The 22839-nt window shown below is 51.8% G+C and carries 17 protein-coding genes; 8 read left to right on the top strand and 9 right to left on the bottom strand.

Translation table 11 applies throughout. The features are described 5' to 3' along the window. Nucleotides 1–65 precede the first annotated feature (65 nt). Nucleotides 66–968 (bottom strand): AEC family transporter, encoded by a 903-nt coding sequence (locus tag ACO0LK_RS15385; protein WP_422976485.1) that lies wholly within the window; start codon nucleotides 966–968, stop codon nucleotides 66–68. A gap of 241 nt (nucleotides 969–1209) precedes the next feature. Between ACO0LK_RS15385 and ACO0LK_RS15380 the strand changes: the two genes are divergently transcribed. After that, complete coding sequence (locus ACO0LK_RS15380; protein WP_422976483.1) at nucleotides 1210–1992, top strand: MBL fold metallo-hydrolase; 783 nt, start codon at nucleotides 1210–1212, stop codon at nucleotides 1990–1992. A gap of 6 nt (nucleotides 1993–1998) precedes the next feature. Here ACO0LK_RS15380 and ACO0LK_RS15375 read toward each other — a convergent pair whose 3' ends face one another. Beyond that, a complete protein-coding gene (locus ACO0LK_RS15375) occupies nucleotides 1999–2478 on the bottom strand; it encodes an Lrp/AsnC family transcriptional regulator (protein ID WP_422976481.1) in 480 nt (159 codons plus the stop codon). Between the two features lie 173 nt (nucleotides 2479–2651). On the opposite strand from ACO0LK_RS15375, the gene metC reads away from it, so the two are divergent. Further along, complete coding sequence (gene metC / locus ACO0LK_RS15370) at nucleotides 2652–3878, top strand: cystathionine beta-lyase (protein ID WP_422976479.1); 1227 nt, start codon at nucleotides 2652–2654, stop codon at nucleotides 3876–3878. A gap of 53 nt (nucleotides 3879–3931) precedes the next feature. Here metC and ACO0LK_RS15365 read toward each other — a convergent pair whose 3' ends face one another. The 4 genes from ACO0LK_RS15365 to ACO0LK_RS15350 form a co-directional block, all read right to left on the bottom strand. Continuing rightward, on the bottom strand, nucleotides 3932–4438 hold the full coding sequence (locus ACO0LK_RS15365; protein WP_422976477.1) for a hypothetical protein: 507 nt from the start codon (nucleotides 4436–4438) through the stop codon (nucleotides 3932–3934). Between the two features lie 341 nt (nucleotides 4439–4779). Next, the gene (locus tag ACO0LK_RS15360) at nucleotides 4780–7050 is read right to left on the bottom strand and encodes a penicillin-binding protein 1A (protein WP_422976475.1); all 2271 of its coding nucleotides are present in this window, start codon (nucleotides 7048–7050) and stop codon (nucleotides 4780–4782) included. 8 nt (nucleotides 7051–7058) lie between these two features. Then, a complete protein-coding gene (locus tag ACO0LK_RS15355) occupies nucleotides 7059–8867 on the bottom strand; it encodes an ABC transporter ATP-binding protein (RefSeq protein WP_422976473.1) in 1809 nt (602 codons plus the stop codon). Next, nucleotides 8815–10566: an ABC transporter ATP-binding protein gene (locus ACO0LK_RS15350; RefSeq protein WP_422976471.1), complete on the bottom strand. Its 1752-nt coding sequence runs from the start codon at nucleotides 10564–10566 to the stop codon at nucleotides 8815–8817. The genes ACO0LK_RS15355 and ACO0LK_RS15350 overlap by 53 nt, the downstream gene beginning before the upstream one ends. 391 nt (nucleotides 10567–10957) lie before the next feature. Between ACO0LK_RS15350 and ACO0LK_RS15345 the strand changes: the two genes are divergently transcribed. Beyond that, a complete protein-coding gene (locus ACO0LK_RS15345) occupies nucleotides 10958–11848 on the top strand; it encodes an amino acid ABC transporter substrate-binding protein (RefSeq protein ID WP_422976469.1) in 891 nt (296 codons plus the stop codon). A 104-nt stretch (nucleotides 11849–11952) separates the two neighbouring features. On the opposite strand, the gene ACO0LK_RS15340 is transcribed toward ACO0LK_RS15345, so the two are convergent. The 3 genes from ACO0LK_RS15340 to ACO0LK_RS15330 form a co-directional block, all read right to left on the bottom strand. Beyond that, entirely contained in the window at nucleotides 11953–14064 is a 2112-nt protein-coding gene (locus ACO0LK_RS15340) for a prolyl oligopeptidase family serine peptidase (protein ID WP_422976467.1), read from the bottom strand. Between the two features lie 292 nt (nucleotides 14065–14356). Continuing rightward, nucleotides 14357–16426 carry a sensor histidine kinase gene (locus ACO0LK_RS15335; protein WP_422976465.1) on the bottom strand — a complete coding sequence of 690 codons (2070 nt, stop codon included), beginning with the start codon at nucleotides 16424–16426 and terminating at the stop codon, nucleotides 14357–14359. A 1-nt stretch (nucleotide 16427) separates the two neighbouring features. Continuing rightward, nucleotides 16428–17162 (bottom strand): response regulator transcription factor, encoded by a 735-nt coding sequence (locus ACO0LK_RS15330; RefSeq protein ID WP_422976463.1) that lies wholly within the window; start codon nucleotides 17160–17162, stop codon nucleotides 16428–16430. 401 nt (nucleotides 17163–17563) lie between these two features. On the opposite strand from ACO0LK_RS15330, the gene ACO0LK_RS15325 reads away from it, so the two are divergent. From ACO0LK_RS15325 to ACO0LK_RS15305, 5 genes are all read left to right on the top strand, one after another. Beyond that, nucleotides 17564–18862, top strand: a complete 1299-nt coding sequence (locus tag ACO0LK_RS15325; RefSeq protein WP_422976461.1) for an SPFH domain-containing protein — start codon at nucleotides 17564–17566, stop codon at nucleotides 18860–18862. Continuing rightward, nucleotides 18859–20277: a hypothetical protein gene (locus ACO0LK_RS15320; RefSeq protein WP_422976589.1), complete on the top strand. Its 1419-nt coding sequence runs from the start codon at nucleotides 18859–18861 to the stop codon at nucleotides 20275–20277. Before ACO0LK_RS15325 ends, ACO0LK_RS15320 begins: the two co-directional genes overlap by 4 nt. A 131-nt stretch (nucleotides 20278–20408) precedes the next feature. After that, a complete protein-coding gene (locus ACO0LK_RS15315; RefSeq protein WP_422976459.1) occupies nucleotides 20409–20912 on the top strand; it encodes a hypothetical protein in 504 nt (167 codons plus the stop codon). Between the two features lie 126 nt (nucleotides 20913–21038). After that, nucleotides 21039–21260, top strand: coding sequence for a hypothetical protein (locus tag ACO0LK_RS15310; protein WP_422976457.1), 222 nt, complete (start codon nucleotides 21039–21041; stop codon nucleotides 21258–21260). 108 nt (nucleotides 21261–21368) lie between these two features. Further along, nucleotides 21369–22769 carry a M16 family metallopeptidase gene (locus tag ACO0LK_RS15305; RefSeq protein WP_422976455.1) on the top strand — a complete coding sequence of 467 codons (1401 nt, stop codon included), beginning with the start codon at nucleotides 21369–21371 and terminating at the stop codon, nucleotides 22767–22769. Nucleotides 22770–22839 lie beyond the last annotated feature (70 nt).

Here is a 22839-nt window from a genome sequence, read left to right as displayed (position 1 = left end):
AATGATCGCTGATAAAAAATCCCCGGAAGACATCATCTTGCGGGGATTTTTATTTGGACAGAAAATTAACGCAGGCCCAGCCATAAACCCAGGGGTACAAACAGCAAGGCCGCCGCGTTGCCAAGCAGGACAATAGAGGCAACCTTGTCCGGTTCCTGCCGGTATTGTTCTGCCACCATGAAGCAGAATACGGCCGGTGGCAAGGATGCAAACAGATACATCTGGCCACGCTGGATTGCCGTCAGCGGTAAAATCAATTCCAGTAATCCCGCTATCAGCAAGCCTGCCAGCGGACACACAATCGCACCGGCCATGCCGATACGCCAGCTGGCAAAATTGATATCCAGCATGCGTACACCCAATGCAAACAGCATGATGGGGATGCAGGCATCGCCCGTCATTTTCAGCGCCAGGAACAGGGTAGCCTGAATGGGAATATGTAAAATCGCAAATACCATACCGGCCGCCATTGCCAGCATCATCGGGCTGAGCAGGAAACGCCAGGGCTTGTCCTCGTGATCGGGGTGGCCATGCTGGATGATGCGTATGCCTATACTGAAATACACCAGGTTGCATGCCATGAACAGGGCAACGGCGGCAGACAGGCCGCTGGTGCCAAAGGCCAGTGCGGCAAGCGGCAAGCCCATATTGCCGCAGTTGTTATACATCATCGGCGGCACGAAACTGCGCACGTCATACCCTAGCAGACGTGCTACCGGCCATGCCAACAGACCTGAACCGAGGGCAATCAGCACGCCAGCAATGATCAGCCAAAGATTGTGGCCTACTTCAAAATCCTTGCCGGCCAGTGCGGTAAAAATCAACAGAGGGCACAACACATCCATACTGATGCGGTTGACCGACACCATATCGGCCGCTGCTGCCGCACCCTTGCGCCGCGCATACAGATAACCCAGGCCAATGACAATGAAGACTGGAAGGATGATGGAAAGTATGCGTTCTATCATGCGTAGTTGCCGGAAGTAGCGAAAAATTTGAAGCCTTGAAATGGCATGCGGATGAACAGAGTGTAATTGCTTTGCCAGTCCTGCACCGTGGCTGGCAGGACACATGACAAGATTTCATCTGACGAGGTAGACCTTGCAACACAATTTTCCCGGTGGCCTGCATTGTCTTGATCCATCTCAAGATACGCGTTGCCAGCTTTACTAAAATAGATCCTTAAACTTTGGTATTTGCGGGGATCAATTGGCGATAGAACTATTTAATGACGGCAAACACATCTGCGTGATGTTTAATGATCTGCTGGATGACACGGCTGATCATGCTGTCCAGGCCAATCAATTCCTTGTCGTATCTGAAGGGGAAGGGGCCTTGATTGATCCTTCCGGCAACCTGACGTATAACGCCCTGTTGCTGGCCATACATAAGTATGTGCCAAAGAAAAATCTCAAATACCTGTTTGCTTCACATCAGGATCCTGACATCATCGGCGCGCTCGACAAATGGTTGATGGGGACAGAATGCGACCTGTATGTATCGAAACTGTGGTCACGCTTCGTGCCGCATTTCTGCAACCTGAACCGGGCTGAAGGACGTATCGTCGGTATCCCTGACGAAGGCATGCCGGTTCGTCTGCGCGACGCCACCATCTATGCCGTGCCCGCCCATTTTTTGCATGCAGAAGGCAATTTCCAGTTTTACGACAGCAAGTCGAAAATCCTGTTTTCTGGCGACGTTGGTGCTTCCATGGTGGATGCACACGACATTGAAACGCCGATCACCACCAAAGCACAATTTTTAGAACACGTGCATACCATGGCAGGTTTTCACAAGCGCTATATGGTGTCCAACAAGGTGTGCCGGCTGTGGGCCAATATGGTCAGGCAAATGGATGTTGACATGCTGGTGCCCCAGCATGGGCGGTATTTCAAAGGCAAGGAAGCAATCACAGCTTTTCTTGACTGGATAGAAAACCTGCAATGTGGAATAGATCTGTTCACACAGGAACACTACCGCTTCCGCGGCTAAGTTCTTTCACGATCGCGCAGTTTTCAGTACGGCATAATTAAGCGGTAGCGCTGTCGTGTTCTTGATAACTTCCATGACGAAGCTGGAACTGACATCCTGCAAGTCTGCTACCTTCACCAGTTTTTTATAAACCAGATCAAAGCCTGCCATGTCAGGCACGTGCACTTTCAGTAAATAGTCGATCTCACCGCTCATGCGGAAGATTTCTACTATCTCGGGAATGGCACCGGTCCCTGCGATAAAGCGCTGCATCCACTTTTCATTATGCTGGGCAGCTTTTAAGGCCACCATCACCGTCAGGCCCAGGTTAAGCTTGACCGGATCGCACAGCGTCACCTGCTGCCGTATGACGCCATCTTCCTGCAATTTTTGTACGCGTCGCCAGCAGGGGGTGGCAGACAGGTGCACTGCCTGGGCCAGATCTGCCAGTGCAATTGATGCATCTTTTTGCAAGATATTTAAAATTTCTAGATCAATTTTATCCATATTTTGTAAATATTAGAAAATATTCCTAAAAATAGCATGAATTGTCCGGATATTTGGTAAAAAATTTCTACCTGCGCTTGCTAGGATGTAGCCATGCAATATCCCGGTTTGTCTTGTTGTTGTATTGGCAGGCAAGCGGGCATGAGTATCAAACATGAAGAAATGGAGCAGGTATGAATATCGTAGAGCCAGAATTGCAAACCGCCACCCGTCTGACCCATGCCGGGCGCAAAGGCAAGGCGCACCATGGTCCGGTGAATCCGGCTTTGGTCAGGGCATCAACCATCCTGTTTCCTGATGTCGCCGCCTTAAAGAATGCCTGCGGCACCCGGCGCGCCTACGGCCGCCACGGCAATGAAACCACGCAGGCGCTGGAGCAGGCACTGTGTGCTGCCGAAGGCGCGGCTGCCTGCATGCTGACCTCTTCTGGTCTGTCGGCAGTCACGACCACATTGCTGGCCCTGTTGCAGCCCGGTGATCACCTGCTGATGGTCGATACCGTATATGACCCTACCCGTGACTTTTGCAACGGCCTGTTACAGCGCATGAATATCAGTACGACCTACTACGACCCGCTGATAGGTCGTGGTATCGCCGCGCTGATACAGCCGAACACCAGGGTGGTATTTGTCGAATCGCCAGGCTCGCTGACGTTTGAAGTCCAGGATATCCCGGCAATTGCCGCCCAGGCCCATGCATCAGGTGCCGTGGTGGTATCTGACAGCACCTGGGCAACGCCGATAGGCTGGAATTCTTTTGAACTGGGGATTGATGTCTCTATCCATGCTGCCACCAAATACATAGTCGGACATTCGGATGCCCTGATGGGCGCCATTCTGACCACGGCAGCCCTGCATGAACGCATACGCAGCACATACCGCCAGCTTGGCATGTCGATCGGGGCGGATGATGCGGCATTGGCCCTGCGCGGTTTGCGCACCATGGCAGCACGTCTGGCGGTACATCGTGAAAGTGCCAAAGTGGTCGCGCTATGGTTGCAGCAACAGCCAGAAGTGGCTGAAGTGCTGTACCCGCCGTCACCCGGCTGTGCCGGTCATGATTTATGGAAGCGTGATTTCAAACCTGACTATGCATGCGGCCTGATGGGCGCGGTGTTTCAGGCCGATATCAGTGAGCAGCAGGTGGCTACCCTGATCGACAGAACCCGCCTGTTTGGCATAGGCTTTAGCTGGGGTGGTTTCGAGAGTCTGATGTTGCCTACCAGCCCGGCGGCTTACCGCACGGTGAATGCCGATAAATGGACTGCACCGATGCTGCGCCTGCATGTGGGTCTGGAAGACGTAGATGATTTGCTGGCGGATCTTGCCCACGGCTTTGATGCCTTGCGTAAGACCGTGCAAGTGCAGCACGAACCTTGCCTGTTGAAAGCTGTGGTCTAAAGCTGTGGTCTGATTGTGTATGAAACCGGGAAATCAGCAATCCCGGTTTTATCTTATCCGGCTACCCATTCAAACGCTTTCCTGAGCAGGCTGGCAGGTGGTGGGCTGAATGCCTCGGCATTGCTGACGCTGCTGGGTTCATCTGGTTCCAGATGGCGCATCATGCTCAGTGTTTGCTGTTGACGGATCAAGCCCTGGCGATTGATCAGGGCAATGGTGTTGGCAATTTTTTCTGCTGCTGCATCCAGATCCAGGTCATAGAAGTCCTGGCCCCGTTTGCCACAGCGATGATGCTGGAATTGCTTCAGGATTTCATCAAGTGCCTGGCCGCAGTCTTTGGTATGCAGTTCAAAAACGCATTCATAAGAACCTGGAATCAGTTGTTGCAGGTCGCGATTCAGTTCCATGGCCTTGGACACACCGGAACGGCGGGTTGCCCCAATTTTGTACAGGCCTTTGCGCAGGCCATCGTTTTGCAAAATGTAGATGGTACCAGGGGTGCCATGCATGAACTGTGGTTCACGCGGCAGCGTCCTTTGTGTGCGGTAAGAAGTAGTCATCTTGAAACCTGACATTCTGTAAAGGGATATAGACCAGTTTACAAAATGTAGCCGCGCTTCAAGGCGTGGAATAAGAGGGTGCTTTGTGCTCTGTTCGTGGATTCGTTCTGGAGCTGCTTTGAGTTCTAGTGTTACCCCTATCCTGAAACCTTCATCAGATCAGGATTTCAGCCCGCATGCTCCCGTGCGGGCTTTTTTTTGGGAGTAACTGATTGCTGGATATGGTCCTGGCCTTTTGTCATAACAATGTCATCTTCCAGCGCTACCATGCGGCAATCCTGAAAGTTTTTCCTCCAAAGGTCGGGATCTTTGCCCGCAGAATATAATCTGCGGGCTTTTTTCTATTGCGCAGGTGCCTGAGTTGCCTGCGCCGGTGTCACTGTTTGCGGTGGGCTTTCTGTCATGTCCAGTGTCCGCACGCTGGATCCGTTCAGGAATTCATTGAACATCCAGTCACCTTCGGTATTGCTGATGCCTTCAGGCACGGCACGTTGCCCTTCGGGTTTGCCGGCCAGCGCTACCCGCATGGTATCTATCCAGATAGGCAAGGCCAGAGTGGAACCAAATTCACGGCCACCCAGAGATTTGGGATCGTCATATCCCATCCAGGCGACTGCCACGATATTCCCTGCATAACCGGCAAACCAGCCATCGACGGCATCACTGGTGGTACCTGTTTTACCTGCCAGATCACGCCTGCCGAGTTTGATAGAAGCGCTGGCACCCGTACCGCTGCGCACCACTTCTCGCAGCATGCTGTCGGTGATGTAGGCATTGCGGGCATCAATGACCCGTGCTTCTTCCTGTGCCACAGCTGGTGGTTTGTTTTCAAACAAGACTTTGCCCTTGCCATCGACCACTTTGCTGATCAGCCAGGGGTTGACCGAGTAACCGCCGTTGGCAAATACCGCATAGGCCGAAGCCAGTTGCAGAGGTGTCACCGAGCCTGTACCCAGTGCCATGGTCAGATTGGCCTGGTGCTTGTCCTTGTCAAAGCCAAAGCGGGGCAACCAGTTTCTGGCGGTATCCACGCCTATGGATTTCAGTATCCTGACGGATACTACGTTCTTGGACTGGGCCAGGGCGCTACGCATGCTGATGGGGCCATCATATTTGCCATCATCATTGCGCGGGTCCCAGCGCAGACTGCTGTCGGATGTTTCCGAGAGTTGCACGTCATTGATCAGGGTGCCAGGGTAAAAACCTTTTTCCAGTGCCGCAGAATAAATGAAGGGCTTGATGCTGGAACCCGGCTGACGCCAGGCACTGGTCACATGGTTGAATTTTTTGCGATTGAAATCGAAACCGCCGACCATGGCGCGGAAGGAACCATCGTCTGCATTCAGCGCGACATAAGAGCCTTCGACCTCAGGGATTTGCGTGATGGCCCAGCGCTTCTTGCTATCCTGTATCACGCGTATCACAGAGCCAGCGCGTATTTTGATACCTGCCTTGGCTTTGTCGGTCAGTGCAGTTGCAGCAAAGCGCAAACCCTCTCCTGTAATTTCTATACTGTCGCCAGATTGCAGCTCTGCCTTGACGATCTTGCCGGATGCCTGGGTCACTACCGCAGCCAGTAATTTGTCGTTGTCAGGATGCTTGCGCAAAATCTGGTCTATTGCATCATCGCGTTCATCCTCATCAGCAGGCAATTCTATATGGGCTTCAGGGCCGTCATAACCATGACGCTGATCATAGGCAATGATATTGCGGCGTACGGCTTCATAAGCGGCGTCCTGCTCAGCCTTGTTGATGGTGGTGTAGACCTTGATACCCTTGGTATAGGTATCTTCCTTGTATTGCGCAAAAATACTCTGACGTACCATCTCGGCAACGTAGTCGGCGTGGGCATCGAATTGCTGGCCTTTGACGACCTTGATTTCTTCCTTTGCTGCAGCTTCCATTTGTGCTTGCGTGATAAAACCATTTCTGACCATGTTTTGCAGGACCAGCAACTGTCTTTGCTTGGTCTTTTCAAAATTGACGGCAGGATTATGTCTGACCGGATTTTGCGGCACACCGGCCAGCATGGCGGCTTCTGCCAGCGTCAACTGATCCAGCGATTTGCCAAAGTAGGTTTTCGCGGCACTGGAAAAGCCGTGGCTGCGCTGGCCCAGGAAAATCTGGTTCATATACAGCTCCAGGATCTGGTCCTTGGAGAGCGCATCTTCAATACGATAAGTCAGCAGGATTTCTTTCAGCTTACGCGGCAATGACTTTTCATTGCTGAGGAAAAAATTGCGTGCCACCTGCATGGTGATGGTCGATCCGCCCTGATGAAAACCACCACGCAGGTCGGCCACGATGGCACGGGCTGCGCTACGGAAAGAGATGCCGCCATGCTCATAAAAACGCTCGTCTTCAATCGACAGCAAGGCATTTTTCATGACAGCTGGGATTTGCTTGATGGGTACAAAATCCCGGTGTTCTTCACCAAATTCACCGATCAGGGCATTGTCTGTGGTATAGATGCGCAGTGGGATTTTGGGCTGGTAATCGGTAACGGCTTCCAGTGTTGGCAAGCCGGGCGCCACTACCAGATACACATAGGCTATGGTTGACAGCACGACAGTAACGCCCGCGCTGATGGTGATCGTGATCCACTTCTTCATGGCTTTCCTTATTCTTCCAGGGTTTGCAACAGGTACAGGCGCTGATAGATGCCTTGTTCCACTTGCATTAATTCTTGGTGATTGCCTTGTTCGGCGAGCTTGCCGTGGTTCAGCACGATGATGCGGTCGGCATCACGGATGGTGGACAGACGATGGGCGATGGCCACGATGCTGACCTTGCCACGCAATTCTGTCAGTGCAGTCTGTACTACCTGTTCAGTCTCGCTGTCGATATGTGACGTGGCTTCATCCAGGAACAGCACGCGTGGCTTGCCAGCCAGGGCGCGGGCGATGGCCAGCAATTGCTTTTGCCCCGTGGACAGGCGGGCACCACCTTCGCCCAGCGGGGTGTCATAGCCGTTTTCCAGTTGCAGAATGAAGTCATGCACATGGGCGGCTTTGGCAGCAGCGATGATATCGGCTTCACTGATGTCGCGGCCCATGGAAATGTTTTCGCGTGCATTTGCAGCCAGCAAAAAGGGTTCTTGTGGCACCAGTCCTACCCTGTCACGGAAATGTGCATCGCTGATGCTGGCCAGTGCTTGCCCGTCTATACTGATGCGTCCCGACTGAGCCGTGTAAAAACGCAGCAAGAGGCTCAGCAGTGTGGATTTGCCGCTGCCGGTATGACCAACGATGCCGTAAAAACTGCCTGCCGGTATCTCAAGGCTGAAGTCATGCAGGACCGGGCGCGCCGGGTCGTAACCAAAGCTGACCTGCTCCAGCTTCAGATTACCGTCGACAATGCGGGCGGCGCTGCTGGCGACTGGTGCCTGATGTTCATTCAGCAGGGTATTGACCCGCGCTGCCGAAACGACGGCCTGCTGTATCTGGCCGAATTGTAGGGTGATCTGTATCAGTGGTTCCACCACCCGTGCGATATAGCTGACAAATGCATACAGTATACCAATCTCAACGCCAGAAAAATTGCGCTGGCTAAAACTGAAAATCACCACCACCAGCAAGATAGAATTCATCAGATCCAGCGCCGGGCGCAAGAGCCAGGCATTGGCACGCAATTCATCCAGCCTTGCTGCATAGTGTAATTGGTTGGTGGTTGCAAAGCGCTCACCAAAGCGACGTTCGGCATTGCTGGCTTGCAGCGTACTCATGCCATTGATGCTTTCTGCAACCTGGGCATTGATTTCACTGCGCAACTGGCGTGCACGGCTGACGGCTGGCGCACTCCAGCGTTGATAAAACCAGACGATGATGATGACTGCCGGTATCAGCATGATGACGATCAGCATCAGACGCCATTCCAGAAAAGCCATGGCGGTCAAAGCACCAATGACAACGATGGAGCTGTCGAGCATCACGAACAGTACCTGCACATACAGGCTCTTGACGGCTTCGGTGTCATTTGTCACGCGGCTGACCAGTTGTCCGGTAATCGCCTTGTCAAAAAATGCCATGGGCAGGCGCAGCACATGTTCATACACCTGTTCACGCAGACGACGTACCGAGCGCATGGCGACACCGGCCAGCCGTGTCAGTTGCAGATAACGCAGCCAGGTCGCACCCCAGCCGGTCAGCACATAGGCAGCCAGCAGGGCGATGACCATGCCCATATCCATTTTATGTGGCAATAGATAACGATCTATGAATGCCTTGCCCAGCAAGGGGCCAACGGCTTCCAGACCAGCGGCCACGAACAGAAAGAAGATGCCCAGCCAGACATGGCGTTTTTCAGTGCTGGCGGCCTGCAACAGCAGGCGCACGGCCTGCTTCTTTTCTGACAGGGCGCTTGTTTTATTGTTGGTATCAGGCTGCATCCAGGCTTGCTTCCAGTTGTTGATAACGCCATTGCGTTGCATACCAGCCATCCAGATCCAGCAAGGTCTGGTGATTGCCTTGTTCGACGATTTTTCCTTCACGCAAAACCAGGATGTGACTGGCTTCCAGCACCGCACTCAGGCGATGGCTGACGATGACGGCACTGCGTTCGGGATGTTCTTTCCTTAGCTCTGCCAGATGTTGCAGGATATGGGTTTCAGTCTGTGTATCCACCGCTGACAGGGCATCGTCAAGCAACAACAGCGGGCTGGCTGTCAGCAGGGCACGGGCGATGGCCACACGCTGTCTTTGGCCGCCTGACAGGGTGACACCGCGCTCGCCCACCAGCGTGTCATAGCCATGCGGGAAGCGTTGTATATCGTCGTCGACCGATGCCAGCCGGGCGGCCTGCATGATGTCTGCACGGCTGGCGGCAGGATTGCTGAGACCTATATTGTCGGCAATCGATGCTGAGAACAAAAAGGGCTCCTGCGCTACCCAGTTGATGGACTGACGCAAGGCTTGCAGACGGTACTCCGCCAGCGCATGCCCGCCCCAGGTGACGTGGCCCTGTTCTGCTTCTACCTGGCGCAGTAATAAACGGATGATGCTGGATTTGCCTGAACCCGTGGGGCCGACTATGCCCACTGTCTGGCCCGGTGCAATCGTCAGGCTGATGTCTTGCAAGGCAGGCATTGCCTGACCCGGATAGGCAAAGCTGACTTGCTCTACACGCAGATCGCCTGCCGGTGGCGTGGTGATGGCACCTTCATCATTGACGCTGAGTTCCTGTGTCAGAACAGGTTCCAGCCTGGCCCATGCCGCTTTGCCGCGTTCTAGCAGGGACAAGACCCAGCCGGCAGCAAACATGGGCCAGATTAATTGGCCTAGATACATGGAAAAACTGGTCAGTGCACCAATGCTCATCTCGCCATGCCAGACCAGATAGCCACCGACACCCAGGGTCAGTGCCCCGGCCGCTGTCAGGCTGATGCCGACTGCCGGTTCATAGGCAGCTTCCCAGCGCTGGGCTGACAGGCTGGCGGCAGCGGCCTGTTCGGCCATTTCGGCAAACTGCGCTGCGCTGCGCTGTTCCAGACCCAGGGCGCGCAGGGTACGTACACCAGCCAGGGTTTCCTGCACATGGTCATTGAGTTTGCTGAAACGTTCCAGCGAATCACGCGAAGCATCGTGGATATGGTGGGTAATGCGCTTGAAGGCCCAGGCCATGAAAGGGAAGGGCAGCAAGGCCGCCAGCGCCAGTCGCCAGTCCACACCCAGTAACATCATGCCTATCACCAGGGCAAAGGTCAGGCTGCCGTCAAAACCGGCCAGGGCAGCTTCACCCGCTGCCAGTTCAATGGCATCGGCATCATTGGTGCCCAGGGCCATCAGGTCACCGGTTCTTTGTTGCTGGAAAAAACGCGAACCCTGTACGCTCAGCCTCTGGTAAAGCCGGGTGCGTAATTGCATGCCTAACTGATAGGAAGCAGTAAACAACTGGGTACGCCAGCCCACCCGCAAGAAATAGATGGCCAGGCCCATACCGATAAGCCAGGACAATTCCCACATCAGGCCAGTGTTATCAAACCGACCTGCCACCATCCCATCAATGACCATGCCGACACGGCGCGGTATCAGGACCGTCATCACGGCAACGGCGAACAGCATGGCACCCGCGCCAAGATAATGGCGCCAGTGCTGGCGGATAAACTGAGCAATAAGCTGGTACAAACTCATAGATGGTTCAGACCTGAAATCAGGAAAATGGTTGCATCTGCCCTGCCTGAGCCAGTACACGAACTCGGGCGGCAAAGCGAGAAATGATACAGCATCCACGAAATCTACCTGCTTTCGCGGGAACTCATTACTATTTATTGCTGTCAAACTGTCAATGCATAACCGCTAGTGTATTTGCGCTGGCGCAGTAATTCATCACTGCGATAGTGTTAAAAACCTGAAGCAGGAAGATAGTTTTCCTTATCTTGTGGTCCGTCTTCATTGAATGACGGAAGTTCGCTCCTGATTCAGGGCCGCAATCAGATATGTGAGAATTGGTAAATTAATGATTGCGTCACAGAAAGATTCGATAATATTCGGTTGGTGCAAGCACAGACGATAGGAAAGTGGCATGAAAAATAGTTTTATTAGCAAGATTGGCGTTGTCGTTTTGACTGGTATTGTGAGCCAGGCGTCGATTGCGGCGGATACACTCGACCGCATTAAAAAGACACAGACGATCAACGTCGCTTTCAGGGAGGCGTCTTTACCGTTTTCTTATCTGTCGGAAAGCAAGGCACCGATAGGATATTCGATCGACATTTGCATGAGATTTGTGGATGTGATCAAAAAAGAATTAAAACTGCCACAGTTGAAGATCAACTACATCCCGGTGACATCAGAGACCCGGATGGAAGCAATGACCTCTGGCAAAGCTGATATCGAATGTGGTTCCACCAGCAATACTGCGGAGCGACGCAAGAAAGTGAATTACACCTTGCCCCATTTCTTCGCGACTAACCGGATGATCGTTTTTACTGATTCAGGCATCAAGAACTGGCAGGATTTGAAAGATAAAAAAGTGGTCATGACCAAAGGGACTTCTACTGACAAATTTTTGCTTGAACGAAATAAAGTCCGTTCATTGAATATGAAAATCATCGAAGCCAAAGACCATACCGAGGGTTTTGCCATGCTGGAAAGCAAACAGGTCGATGCATTTGCACAAAATGATGCAATCATGGCTGGTTTTAAGGCAAAGTCAAAAAATAATGAGAAGCTGGCGATTGTAGGTGATCCACTTTCTTCTGAAGCGTACGCAATGATGTTGCCCAAGGACGATGCTGCGTTCAAGAAGCTCATTGATGCTGAAATGGTCCGTATGATGCTGGACGGTGAACTGAGCAAACTGTATGAAAAATGGTTCACCAAACCGATACAGCCGAATGCTATCAACCTTAATTTCCCGATGGGCGTTTTATTGCGTGAAACCATACGCTATCCGTCGGATAAAGTGGATTAAGCCAGACCGGATTACGGACCCGTATCAGCAAAAAAAGGCAGCCAATTTTCTGGCTGCCTTTTTGTTTTAGACGACTGCTTTTACTGGCAGCGCACCAAGCCTAATTAATGCACCTGGTTGGCATCATTGTCGCGCTTGAGCATATTCCACAAGAAGGTATAGGTGATCGCACTCATGTCGGCACGTTGCGCATTGTTGGCTGCACCGCCGTGACCGCCTTCGGTGTTTTCGTAATACCAGACATTCTTGTGACCCTGATCCATCATTTTGGCAGCCATCTTGCGCGCATGACCAGGATGTACGCGGTCATCACGGGTAGACGTGATGAACAGAACATTCGGGTAAGTCACGCCTGCCTTGACGTTCTGGTAAGGCGAGTATTTAGAGATGTAATCCCATTCCGCCGGCACATCCGGGTTGCCATATTCACCCATCCATGAAGCACCTGCCAGCAACTGGTTGAAGCGACGCATATCCAGCAAAGGCACCTGGCTGACAACCGCATTGAACAGATCAGGACGCTGGGTCAGGGCAACACCGGCCAGCAGGCCGCCATTGCTGCCACCCATTGCACCCAGGTGTTTGTTGCTGGTGATTTTGCTGGCGATCAGGTCTTCTGCTACTGCTGCAAAGTCATCATAGGCACGCTGACGATTTTCCTTCAATGCCAGTTGATGCCAGCGCGGGCCAAACTCGCCACCGCCACGGATATTGGCCACTACATAGACACCGCCTTTATCCAGCCAGCTTTTACCCAGGCCACCAGAATAAGAAGGCGTCATGGAAATCTGGAAACCGCCATAGCCATACAGCAGGGTAGGATTATTGCTGTCGTACTTCATGTCCTTGCGGCGCACGATAAAGTAAGGCACCTTGGTGCCATCTTTGGATGTGGTAAATTTTTGCACTGTTTCATAGGCGCTGGCATCAAAGAAGGCTGGTGCAGACTTCAACAACTCGCGCTTATCATTACCGGCATGCGCCATCATGTAGACACTGGGTGTCAGGTAATCAGAATAGCTGAGCAGGTAATCGTCAGAATTTTCTGAATCAACGCCACTCACGCCGACCGCGCCCAGCGTCGGCAATGTGACCTGGCGGGCAGACCATTTACCGCTATCAAATTTCCATTCCTTCAGATTGCTCTTGACGTTGTCCAGGGTTTGCAGCAGCAGGTAATTGCGGGTGATGGTGGCACCTGTATAAGAGGTGGTGTCACTGGGTTCAAACAAGACCGTGAATTCGCGATTGCCTTTCATGAAGGCATCAAAGTCGATGGCCAGTACGCTGCCGGATGCATAGGTCTTGCCACCCACAGCCCATGTTTCACGAGGGGTGATCACAGCCTGTTTATCAAAGAAATACAGATTGCTCTTGGCCGGTATATCCAGCTTGATCAGCTTGTCACCGTCTTTCAAATACTGTTCTGATGTATAGAAAGTGATCTGACGGCTGACCAGTTCGCGATGCACACCTTTGTGGTCGCTGGAATTGGCTCCTACAGCCATATCATTTTTCTGGCCTTCGAACAGGGTTTTGGCAGCCGATAATTCGGTGCCGCGTTTCCATTCCTTGACCACGCGCGCATAGCCGGAATCTGTCAGTGTGCCTGCACCAAAATCGGTGGCGACAAACAGGGTGTCTTTATCAACCCAGTCCAGATTCATTTTTGCTTCTGGTAAACTGAAGCCGCCTTTGACGAAGGACTTGCTGGCGAGGTCGAATTCCCGCGTGACTACGGCGTCAGCACCGCCGCGTGACAACTCGATCAGGCAACGGTCATACACGGGTTCGCGACATACACTGGCCTTGTATACCCAGTTTTCATTTTCTGCTTTGGCCAGTGCATCAACATCCAGCACCACTTCCCATTTAGGTTGGGATTTTTTGTATTCTTCCAACGTGGTTTTACGCCAGACACCACGCGGGTGTTCTGCATCCATCCAGAAATTGTAGACAGCATCTCCCATTTTGCGTATGCCCGGGATACGGTCCTTCGAATCCAGCACGACCTGCAAATCGGCCTTCAGCTTGTTGAAACCGGCATCATTGTCGAGCTTGCCACGTGTGACCTTGTTTTGGTCCTTGACCCAGTTCAGGGCTTTTTCACCGGTGACATCTTCCAGCCACTGGAATTTATCTTCAGCCTGGGCCAGTGCCAGACTGCTTGCGCCTATCATGCACAGTGCAGCGATCAGTTTCATTTGTGGTTTCATTGCTTTCCTCGTTGTTGGACAGGCCGTTTCAGCCTGATTATTTTTCTCTCAACAGGATATGACACTGGTCGTGACTGGCCTGTTGAATTGGCGAAGATTTCAGCGCGCCAGCAGACGATTCTAAAGCCAGGCTTTCCGATAGTGCGACGTGATTTACAGGGCGATGCAAAACTAAGTTTTGCTTTTTCGGCAAAAACAGTTGATGGCGATGGATTGATGCTTTTTTGATATTTTTCCGCTTGATGCAGTCAGGTGCTGCAACGCAGTTCAGGCGATGTTGCGTTTGCCCTGTTCATGCATTTCCCCGCTGCAAAGTCAGTACAAAACTTACGCCATCAGCGACATTTTGCACGCTGATGGTACCGCCCATTTTTGCCATATAGGTCTTGGCGACAAACAGGCCCTGTCCACGATTGCCGTTGGCAGCGGAATCCTGCTGGTCTGATACGCCATATTCAAAAATCTTGTCGATCATATCGTTGGCAATGTGTGGGCCGTCATTGTGTATGGTGATGGTGGCGGTAGTTTCACTGGTTTGCAGTTTGATGCTGATGGCGCTACCGGTCTGGCGATAACGTTCTGCATTGCGCAAGACGTGGGTGACGACATCTTCCAGCGAATATTCATCTGCCTTGACCATAACGGCTTCGTCCGTGCCCTGATAGGCTACGTCTGGTATCCCTACCAGTGGCGCATTGTCGGCTACGTTTTTCAGGAATAGCGTGATATCAATCTCACTGACCTGCAAGACGGTGGATTGAAATGCCTCACTGGGCGAGGCACTGCCATACAGCACACGTATGGCTTGCTGCATGCGACTGATGTAGCGGTTGCTTTGATCATCCGGGCTGCCATGCAAGACCATCAGGGATTGCAGGGGCGACATGATTTCGTGGCCGACAGCATGCCACATTTCTTTTTCCTGTTCGGTGCGTATGGTTTCGCGTTCCACATCTTCTTTCACCCGCCGCAGCAAATCATGCAGGCAACTGGCGAGTACACCCAGTTCATCCGGGCTGCGCAAATCGCTGATATCGAACTGTTCCAGCTCGCCTGCACCCTTCATGGTTTTTGAGAGTGACACGGCTCGTTTGGTCAGCAGGGTAATGCGCCGTATGATGCTGATTTCGATCAGCAACCAGGCCAGCGTCAGCGCCAGTAACATGGCACCGACAAACCAGGACAAACGGCTGGCGACCACGCTCAGGCTTTTGCTGACGCTACGCACATCGCCCTTCAGCAAGACTTCATAATTTGCCAGTGGCGTGTTGATGGTTTCGCGGCTTTCCAGCGGGATATCGTATTCATCCACCGGCAGGCGGCGTATCAGTCGGGTGATGATATTCCATGATTCATCGCTTTGCTCGAATGCACCGGTCAGGTTGATCAGGTCCTCCTTGCTTTCCTGGCCGTCGCGCTTGCGTATGCGCAGGGTTTCGCCAGGCAAGAGATTGCCCTGCAAATCCTTGAGCGAAAACGGGGTGGCTGTTGGCGCATTCTTGCTGTCGAGCAGCGCTGTTTCAGAGTCAGGTGGCAATACGGACAGGCTGACTTCCATCTGGTCCAGGTCTTGTGGCGGCCAGATGGGGCGCTTCTTTTCAAACAGGGCTTCCTGCAAGACCGGGATAGGCAGACGCAGTGAGAAGAAGGTGTTTTTCTGGCAGTTGACATCCTTGTCATCCTGATCGGCCTGATTGCAGATCGCCTGTTGCCAGGCCCAGCCACGAAAATCCCTGACCGGACGTGCATTCGGTTTATTTGCTTCGCTTTCGTTGAAACCCGTCCAGCGTCCACGCACGCCCTGGTTTTGTCTGGCCGGTGCGGCTTCTTCTTCAAATGGTGCTATCCAGCGATAGGTCTGGCCGCGCAGGCTGACACTGACTTTTAGCCTGTGCGCCTGTGCCAGGCTTTCATTGCCGCGCTTGTGCGAGACCAGTTGTGTGCTGTTGAAATTGCCTGCAACATAGATGAACCCACCGGCCCATGGGTTATTGCCTATACCGCTGCATAGTGCACCATTGTTCCCATATTGCACCAGGCAGCCGGACATGGCGATGGCTTGCTGCACTTTGTTCTGGTCATCAAAATCAATCGCTGAATACGGCAGCAGCAAGGGGCGCAATGCAGCACGCTGTTTTTCGGCCGGCGGGTTCAACAGCGCCAGTTGTCCTGCCGGATGGCGCAGTGTTGCTGAAATCTGCAAGCGGGTCTTATTGAAGTTACTCTGGTAATTGTTATAGCTGAGTTGTTTTTCCTGCTGCAGTACAGACAGTGCCAGACCCACCGTCGCCAATGCCAGCAACAGGAAAACACCACGAAATAATATCCGCAGCCGGTAAGTCGCCAGCAAGAACTTGGTCATGTCAGTTTCTGCCTGCGTCGTCATCCACCCATCTGAAACCACGCATGGGGACGTTTTCTATGCATTCAAAATCCGCATCAATTTCGCGGAAGGCATCGCGTATGGTCGATACATGCTTGCGGATGTTGTCGCGGTTGCGCCCGCTCTTCACGACTTCATACAAATCTTCATACGACACCACCTGGCCACGGCGGGCGAACAGGGCTGCGAGTATGCGCTGCGCCGTCAGCGGCAGGTTGATGCGCTGGCCGCGCCAGATGGGTGTGCGCTGGCGCAAGGGGTCCATGCTGAGCTGGTCGGCGACTGGTGTTTTGGCTGCCTCCTTGTAGGCTGCATTCTGGCTAAGGTGCTGCTTGCGATCTTTGACCGAGCGCAGGATTTCCAGAAAGGTCTCTATGAAATCAGCTTCTTCAAAGGTGGCCTTTTGCAGATAATCCCAGGCATCCAGCGCCTTCATGATGCTGCGATAGATGGTGGCCGGCATGGCTGACACCACCAGTACCGGCGTTGCATGCTGCTTGTTGATGGCATTGATGATGGCAACGCCGGCATGGCGCTCGCGCCCCAGTTCTATGTCCAGCACCACCAGGTCATAATTCTCGCGTGCAATCGCCGCTTCGGCATCGTCGCGGCTGAACCACTGGTCTATGTGGATGCCAGGTTTTGCTGCCTCTATCCAGCTTTTTAACTGGTTGCTGGTGGGCAGATCGTCTTCGATGACAGCTACTTTTACCACGGTATACCCCTGCAATTAATACGATATCAGCAGTATCCACGGTTTTCTGGCAAAAGTCATAAAGCGGCTGTGAGTTTTTCTTCACACGCGGCAAGGCTTATTCCTGACTGGGAATAAATAGCTTGCAACAGTGATATTTCTGCCCCTGCCGCAGCATTGTATGCTCCGTGCAGTGCAGCGCATGATGCGTATCAGAACCTGCCGACGATCTTACTGCGCGAGCGTGATCGGGGCTCATGCGCTGCTCAAAATGCTCATGTACTCAAGTACATTCCGCTTTTTGCGCTGCTCTTCACTCCCGCTGACGCTCGCTCGCTACAGATCGTCGGCAGGTTCTAAGGAAAGCAGGGCAAACGCCACTGCAAGGAACCCTGGAAAAACACCATCATTGGAGAGTTATCATGTCTGACCGTATCAAATCCCTGGTACAAGCCGTAAGATCCACTCTGTCTTCTGTCTTTAGCAAAAGCGCTTCGGGACTCAAAGCCGGGGCCAGGGTAACGGCAGGGTCTGGCGTTTTCAGCAAAACTACCTTCAACCGTCTGGTAGTATTGAGTCTGGTTGGTGGTGCCGTATATGCTATCAGCACCCACCCACCTATGCAGCGCATACCGCGTGGTGAAGTCGGCGTGCGTATCAATCAACTGACTGGTAGTGCAGAGCAGGTACGTGACGGTGCTGTCATTGTTGTGCCCGGCCTGCATGAACTGCGTTTGTTCAATCTGCAAGATCAGTTGTACCGTCCCACACGCAGCAGCCGCGCCGATGGCGAAGCGCCTTTCCAGTCGGTAGAAGGCCTGTCACTGGGTGTGGACCTGAGCATACGATATGCGTTTGACCCCAGCAAACTGGCGGCCATGTCCAAAAGCCTGCCCGAAAACATCAATGCAGAAATCGTCGAGCCGGCAGTGCAGGGTGTCATTTACAAGGCATTTACCCGTTATACGGTAAGGGAAATTTTTTCCAGCAAACGGGCAGAAATCCAGCAAATGATAGAAACCGAATTGAAGCCCAAGCTGGCCGCTGACGGTATCCTTTTGCGCAGCGTCATGATGGGTAAGGTGGATTTGCCAGCCGACTATAAGCGCGGCATGGAAAAACTGCTGGCCGAAGAACTGGAAAGCGAAAAAATGCGCTACACCCTGGAACTGAAAGACAAGCAGGTCAAGCAAACTGCGCTGGAAGCAGATGCCGACAAGATCAAGCGCGAAAAAGCTGCCGAAGCCGCCGGTAATGAGCAGATCATCGCTGCCAGAGCACAGGAAGAAGCCATGAAACACGTATTACCATTCAAGCAAAAACAGATAGAGCAACGCCAGTTTGAAGCCGAGGCTGAAAAGGTCTCACGCATCAAAACTTCGGAAGGTACAGCCCAGGCACGCGTCATCGAAGCCCAGGGTGAAGCCGATTCGCGCCGCAAGCTGGCCGATGCCGAGGCCTACCGGCAAGACCTGGTCGGCAAGGTCGCCAGTTCACAACTGGAGCGCGATGGTGCCTTGCTGACCAAGCACCCCTTGCTGATACAAAAAACCATGGCCGACAAATTGTCAGACAAGATCTCGGTCATCATCGCGCCACCACCGGCTGATGGCGGCTTCATCGGTTCGGCCTTGCTGGGCGCTGGTAAAAATGCTCAGGCCACGCAACAAAAAGTGTCGGCTGAAGCCGAAGCAATCAACGACAACAAGGAAAGCCAATAATCATGTTTGCTACTTTAGCTGCTGTCGCCGTACTTGCTGTTGTTACTCAGGACCAGGCACAGTTGCGCGCCGCCCCCAAAGACGGTGCGCAACAACAGGCCATCCTGTGGCAGGGCGACAGCCTGGAAATTCGCGGTGAAAAACTCGACTACCTGCAAGTGTATGACCACCGGCGTGAGCGCGCCGGTTACATCAAGACGTCGCAAGTGCGCCTGGTGTCCATGCAGCCGGATGATGCACCCGATGCCTTTGCCGTTATCCGTTTTCTGCGTGATACACCGGGGGCAGAAGCTCTGGGCATCAGTTATACCGCTGCCTACCTGAAAGCCGCACCGGCAAATGCCATCGGTGCCGAAGCTTTTGATGCGCTTGGCACCATGGCAGAACGTTTGGCAAAGCGTGCATCCAGCAAACAGCCCAAGCAAAATGAAGCGACCATAGCGGCACATCTGGAAGTGGTGGCCAATTATGGCATCAACATCAAAGGCTATGAACGCGAAGGCCGCATGCAGCTTTGCTATGACGGCGAAGCCTTCCGTCGGGTACTGGCGATGAATGCCACGCCAGATCAAAAGGCCCGCGCTGCCCTGGCATTGACACGCCAGGATTGCATAGACCCGGCCATGCGCCCGACCGAGCGCTTTGCCCTGGACCAATGGCGCGCCGATGTGCTGGACCGCGTCAACACCACCAGCCTGCCCGAGTATCTGAAAAACCGCATGCGCATGCGCAAGGCCAGCGTCTGGTCCAGCATCGCCTTCCAGCGTGCCCGTAAGGGTGAACAGGTGGCAGAATCCGCCAATCGCGCTCTGACCGAACTGGCTGCCGTCAACAAGGAAGAATTTGCCGATGAAGATGTGTATACCTACGCTGATGCCGGCGTGCGTGTCGGCACGACACGCTGGGCTGCTGAACCGGTGGTTGTACCCAAACCCGGCCTGAACATCGTCACCGCCGCTGGCCAGCCAGGCGAAACCTGCGTCATGCTGACGGATGCAAAGCATGATGTCAAAACGCCGCTGGCAAAGCGCTGTACTTATAGTGTGGTGTGGGCCGCATCTGCCCGTGCCAACGCACAAAACACCGCGCTGACGCTGGCCGTGCAACCGATGGAAAACTGGCGTGAACTCTGGTTATTCCACCAGACAAGCCAGGGCTGGATTATCGACATCCCGCCGCCAGCCAATAGTGACCCTGATCTCGGCTATGCAGAGTTCGCAGGCTGGGTGCCCGGCACCAACAAGATGCTGGTAGCACGCGAAGCCAAGGTCGAAGGCAGATTTAGGAAGAGTTTTGAAGTCGTCAGCATGGATAGTCTGCAAGTTGAAAACGGTGCCGACAAACCTGGCTCTTTGAGCGTGTTCTACAAGTGGCAAGACCCGGCCTGGAAGAGGCAGACCATCAGTTTGAGGTGAGGTATTTGTAGTGAGCGCGGTGGCAGTAGCAGTAATCGGTAGCAGCAATCAGTAGCAATGATCAGTTGAAGCAAAGTAGGCTTTCATCCAATCGATACTTATACATTTACATCATTACCAGGAGTTTTTCCATGAATTTCAAATTAGCGTCAGTCGTCCTGTTATTTGCCAACAGCATCGCTTTTGCACAGGATGTGTCTCCCAAAATGCAATTGCCTGACTGGGCAAACAAGCAGCTTGATGGCTTGTCTCAGCAAGAGTCAATCGAGGTGAACAATCGTATCAATCCCTTTGTCTGGCGCGGCAATTTCCTGGGCGCTGGCCAGGGAGACCTGGCGGTATTGGTCAAGGACAGCAAGACTAAAAAAGAGGGTATCGTATTTTTGTCTCGTGGAAAAACCAAGCCTGTCATCGTAGGCGCAGGGCATGCAATTGGAAATGTTGGCAAAGGCGGTGATGATTTTTCGTGGCTGGAAGTTTGGTATGTTGAAGATAAGGGATCGCAGCCGCATAGCTATCATGAAAAGTCTGTCAAATTGCACAACGATGGCATCGTAGTCGCGAAAGAAGGCTCTGCCAGTGGCTTGATTTATTTGAAGTCGGGTAAAGCAGTCTGGCAGCAGCAAGGTGACTGATTTTTGCACATGCGCGTGCATAGGTCGGGATTTAAAACAGATATCTGGACATCAGAACGATGTCCAGATGCTGGAATTGGCTTCAACACGAACGAAGCCATGCCATGAGGTATGGTTCGCTTAAGCATGTATAGCAGTAACATAAAATGCGTATTATTTCAAAATGAAGAACTGTTGAAACTGGTAAGCGGTGGTGACGAAGAGCAAACCGGTAAAAGAATGACTAAAGAAGAAAAAGATGAATATGATGAGCAGCAAGCGAGGGAAGCGGCGGCTGAGATTCGTCGCGAAACACGTGGTACTACGGGTCAATGTGAACGAGTAGCTTTTGTAATGCCAGCAGCGTAATGCCAGCAGCGTAATGATATGTTGCTTGCCTTATTCTTTATTTTTAAGGGAATGAATTTAACTGTGAAAATGATCAACACAATTCTCGCATTACTTTCTCTGTCTGTCATGGCCACTGTTAGCGCAAAACAGCCTGAACAGTTGTTGACTAAAAATAGCCAGGAAACAGGAATATTTGTTCGGGAACTTGAAGGAATAAGCGAATACAAATTAAGTAATGGTTTGCAGATACTACTTATACCAGATACGTATGCAAAAAATACTGTGGTGAATTTGATTTATCGCGTTGGTTCAAAGTACGAAGCACCAGATGAAAAAGGCATTACACATCTTTTTGAACATTTTGCTGTAATGCGTGGATCTGGGCATCATCCAGATTTACAGCAAGAAATGAAAGATCGAAGATTCAAGCGAGTAGGAATTACAAGTGCAGACTACACTTATTATCGTTCTAATTTTGAGACTAAAGATAATTATCTTGACTGGATTCTGAATGTAGAAGCTGATCGCATGCAGAATTTCTCTTACTCAAAAGATAGCTTGCACACAGCTTTATCTGAAGTCTTGGACGAGCTTAGGGAAAATGATTCGAACATCAGAAGATTTCATTACAAGAAAATGCTTGAAACTGTTTTCCAGCAGCATCCCTATGGAACAGATGTCTTGGGAAATCGCCGGGATCTGGAAAATATTCAACTCGATGCGGTGAAAAATTTCTGGGAAAAACATTACCACCCTAACAACGCAACAATAATTATTGCAGGTAATTTTGATGCGGAAAAAGCCTTAATTTCTGTTAGCAATGCATTTTCTGAAATTCCCGGATATAAAGAACCTGTATCGAATATCAGTGTGGAAAAATTCCCACGACAGACTCAAAAAGAATTTCTTATTCGTAGGCCCAAAGAACGATCTGTCGTTTTTTTTGCATATCGTACAGAAGGTATTTCTCATCCAGACTATGCTGCTGCAACATTGATAGGTGAATTGCTATCAAGTGATAACGGAACACAAAGCTGGAAAAAGAAATTTTTGAATTCAAAGAAATCTAGTAATTTTAATAGCGGAAAATTGCAATTTTCAGAAGCGAATGCACTAATGTTTTATGCAGAACTGGATTTTGGTGATGCAAAAAAAATTCCTCAAGTTAAAGAATTTTTTTTGCAGCAAGAATCGAATCTTAATAAAAAGAAGTTCAATCAAATTGAATTGGACGAAATCAAAAATCAATACAAAGTAAAAGCGAGTAATGAACGTAAGGACATAAAAGAGTTTTCAGAAAAACTGTCGAGTTACATTGCTGCGGGTGATTGGCGCCTATATTTTTGGGAGCGGGATCGCATACAAGAAATGACATTGGGGCACTTGCACAGAGTCTCGAAATCTTTGCTAGTCCCAAGTAAGCGCACTGTTGGGATATTCATGGAAGAAAATAATGTGAAAACGCCCCTTTCATTCAAACCAGATAATCCGCTGGACCAGTTCAAAGAATTGGATGGTAAAAATTAGAGGCTCAGCCAAAGAGCGCTGATTAAGCACCGCACACCATTCGCAAGCGATTGATTTTTCGAGAGTTAAT

The organism is Undibacterium sp. Ji49W (genome assembly GCF_049340205.1).
Lineage (GTDB): Bacteria > Pseudomonadota > Gammaproteobacteria > Burkholderiales > Burkholderiaceae_D > Undibacterium.
This window is presented reverse-complemented; position numbering and strand designations above follow the sequence as displayed.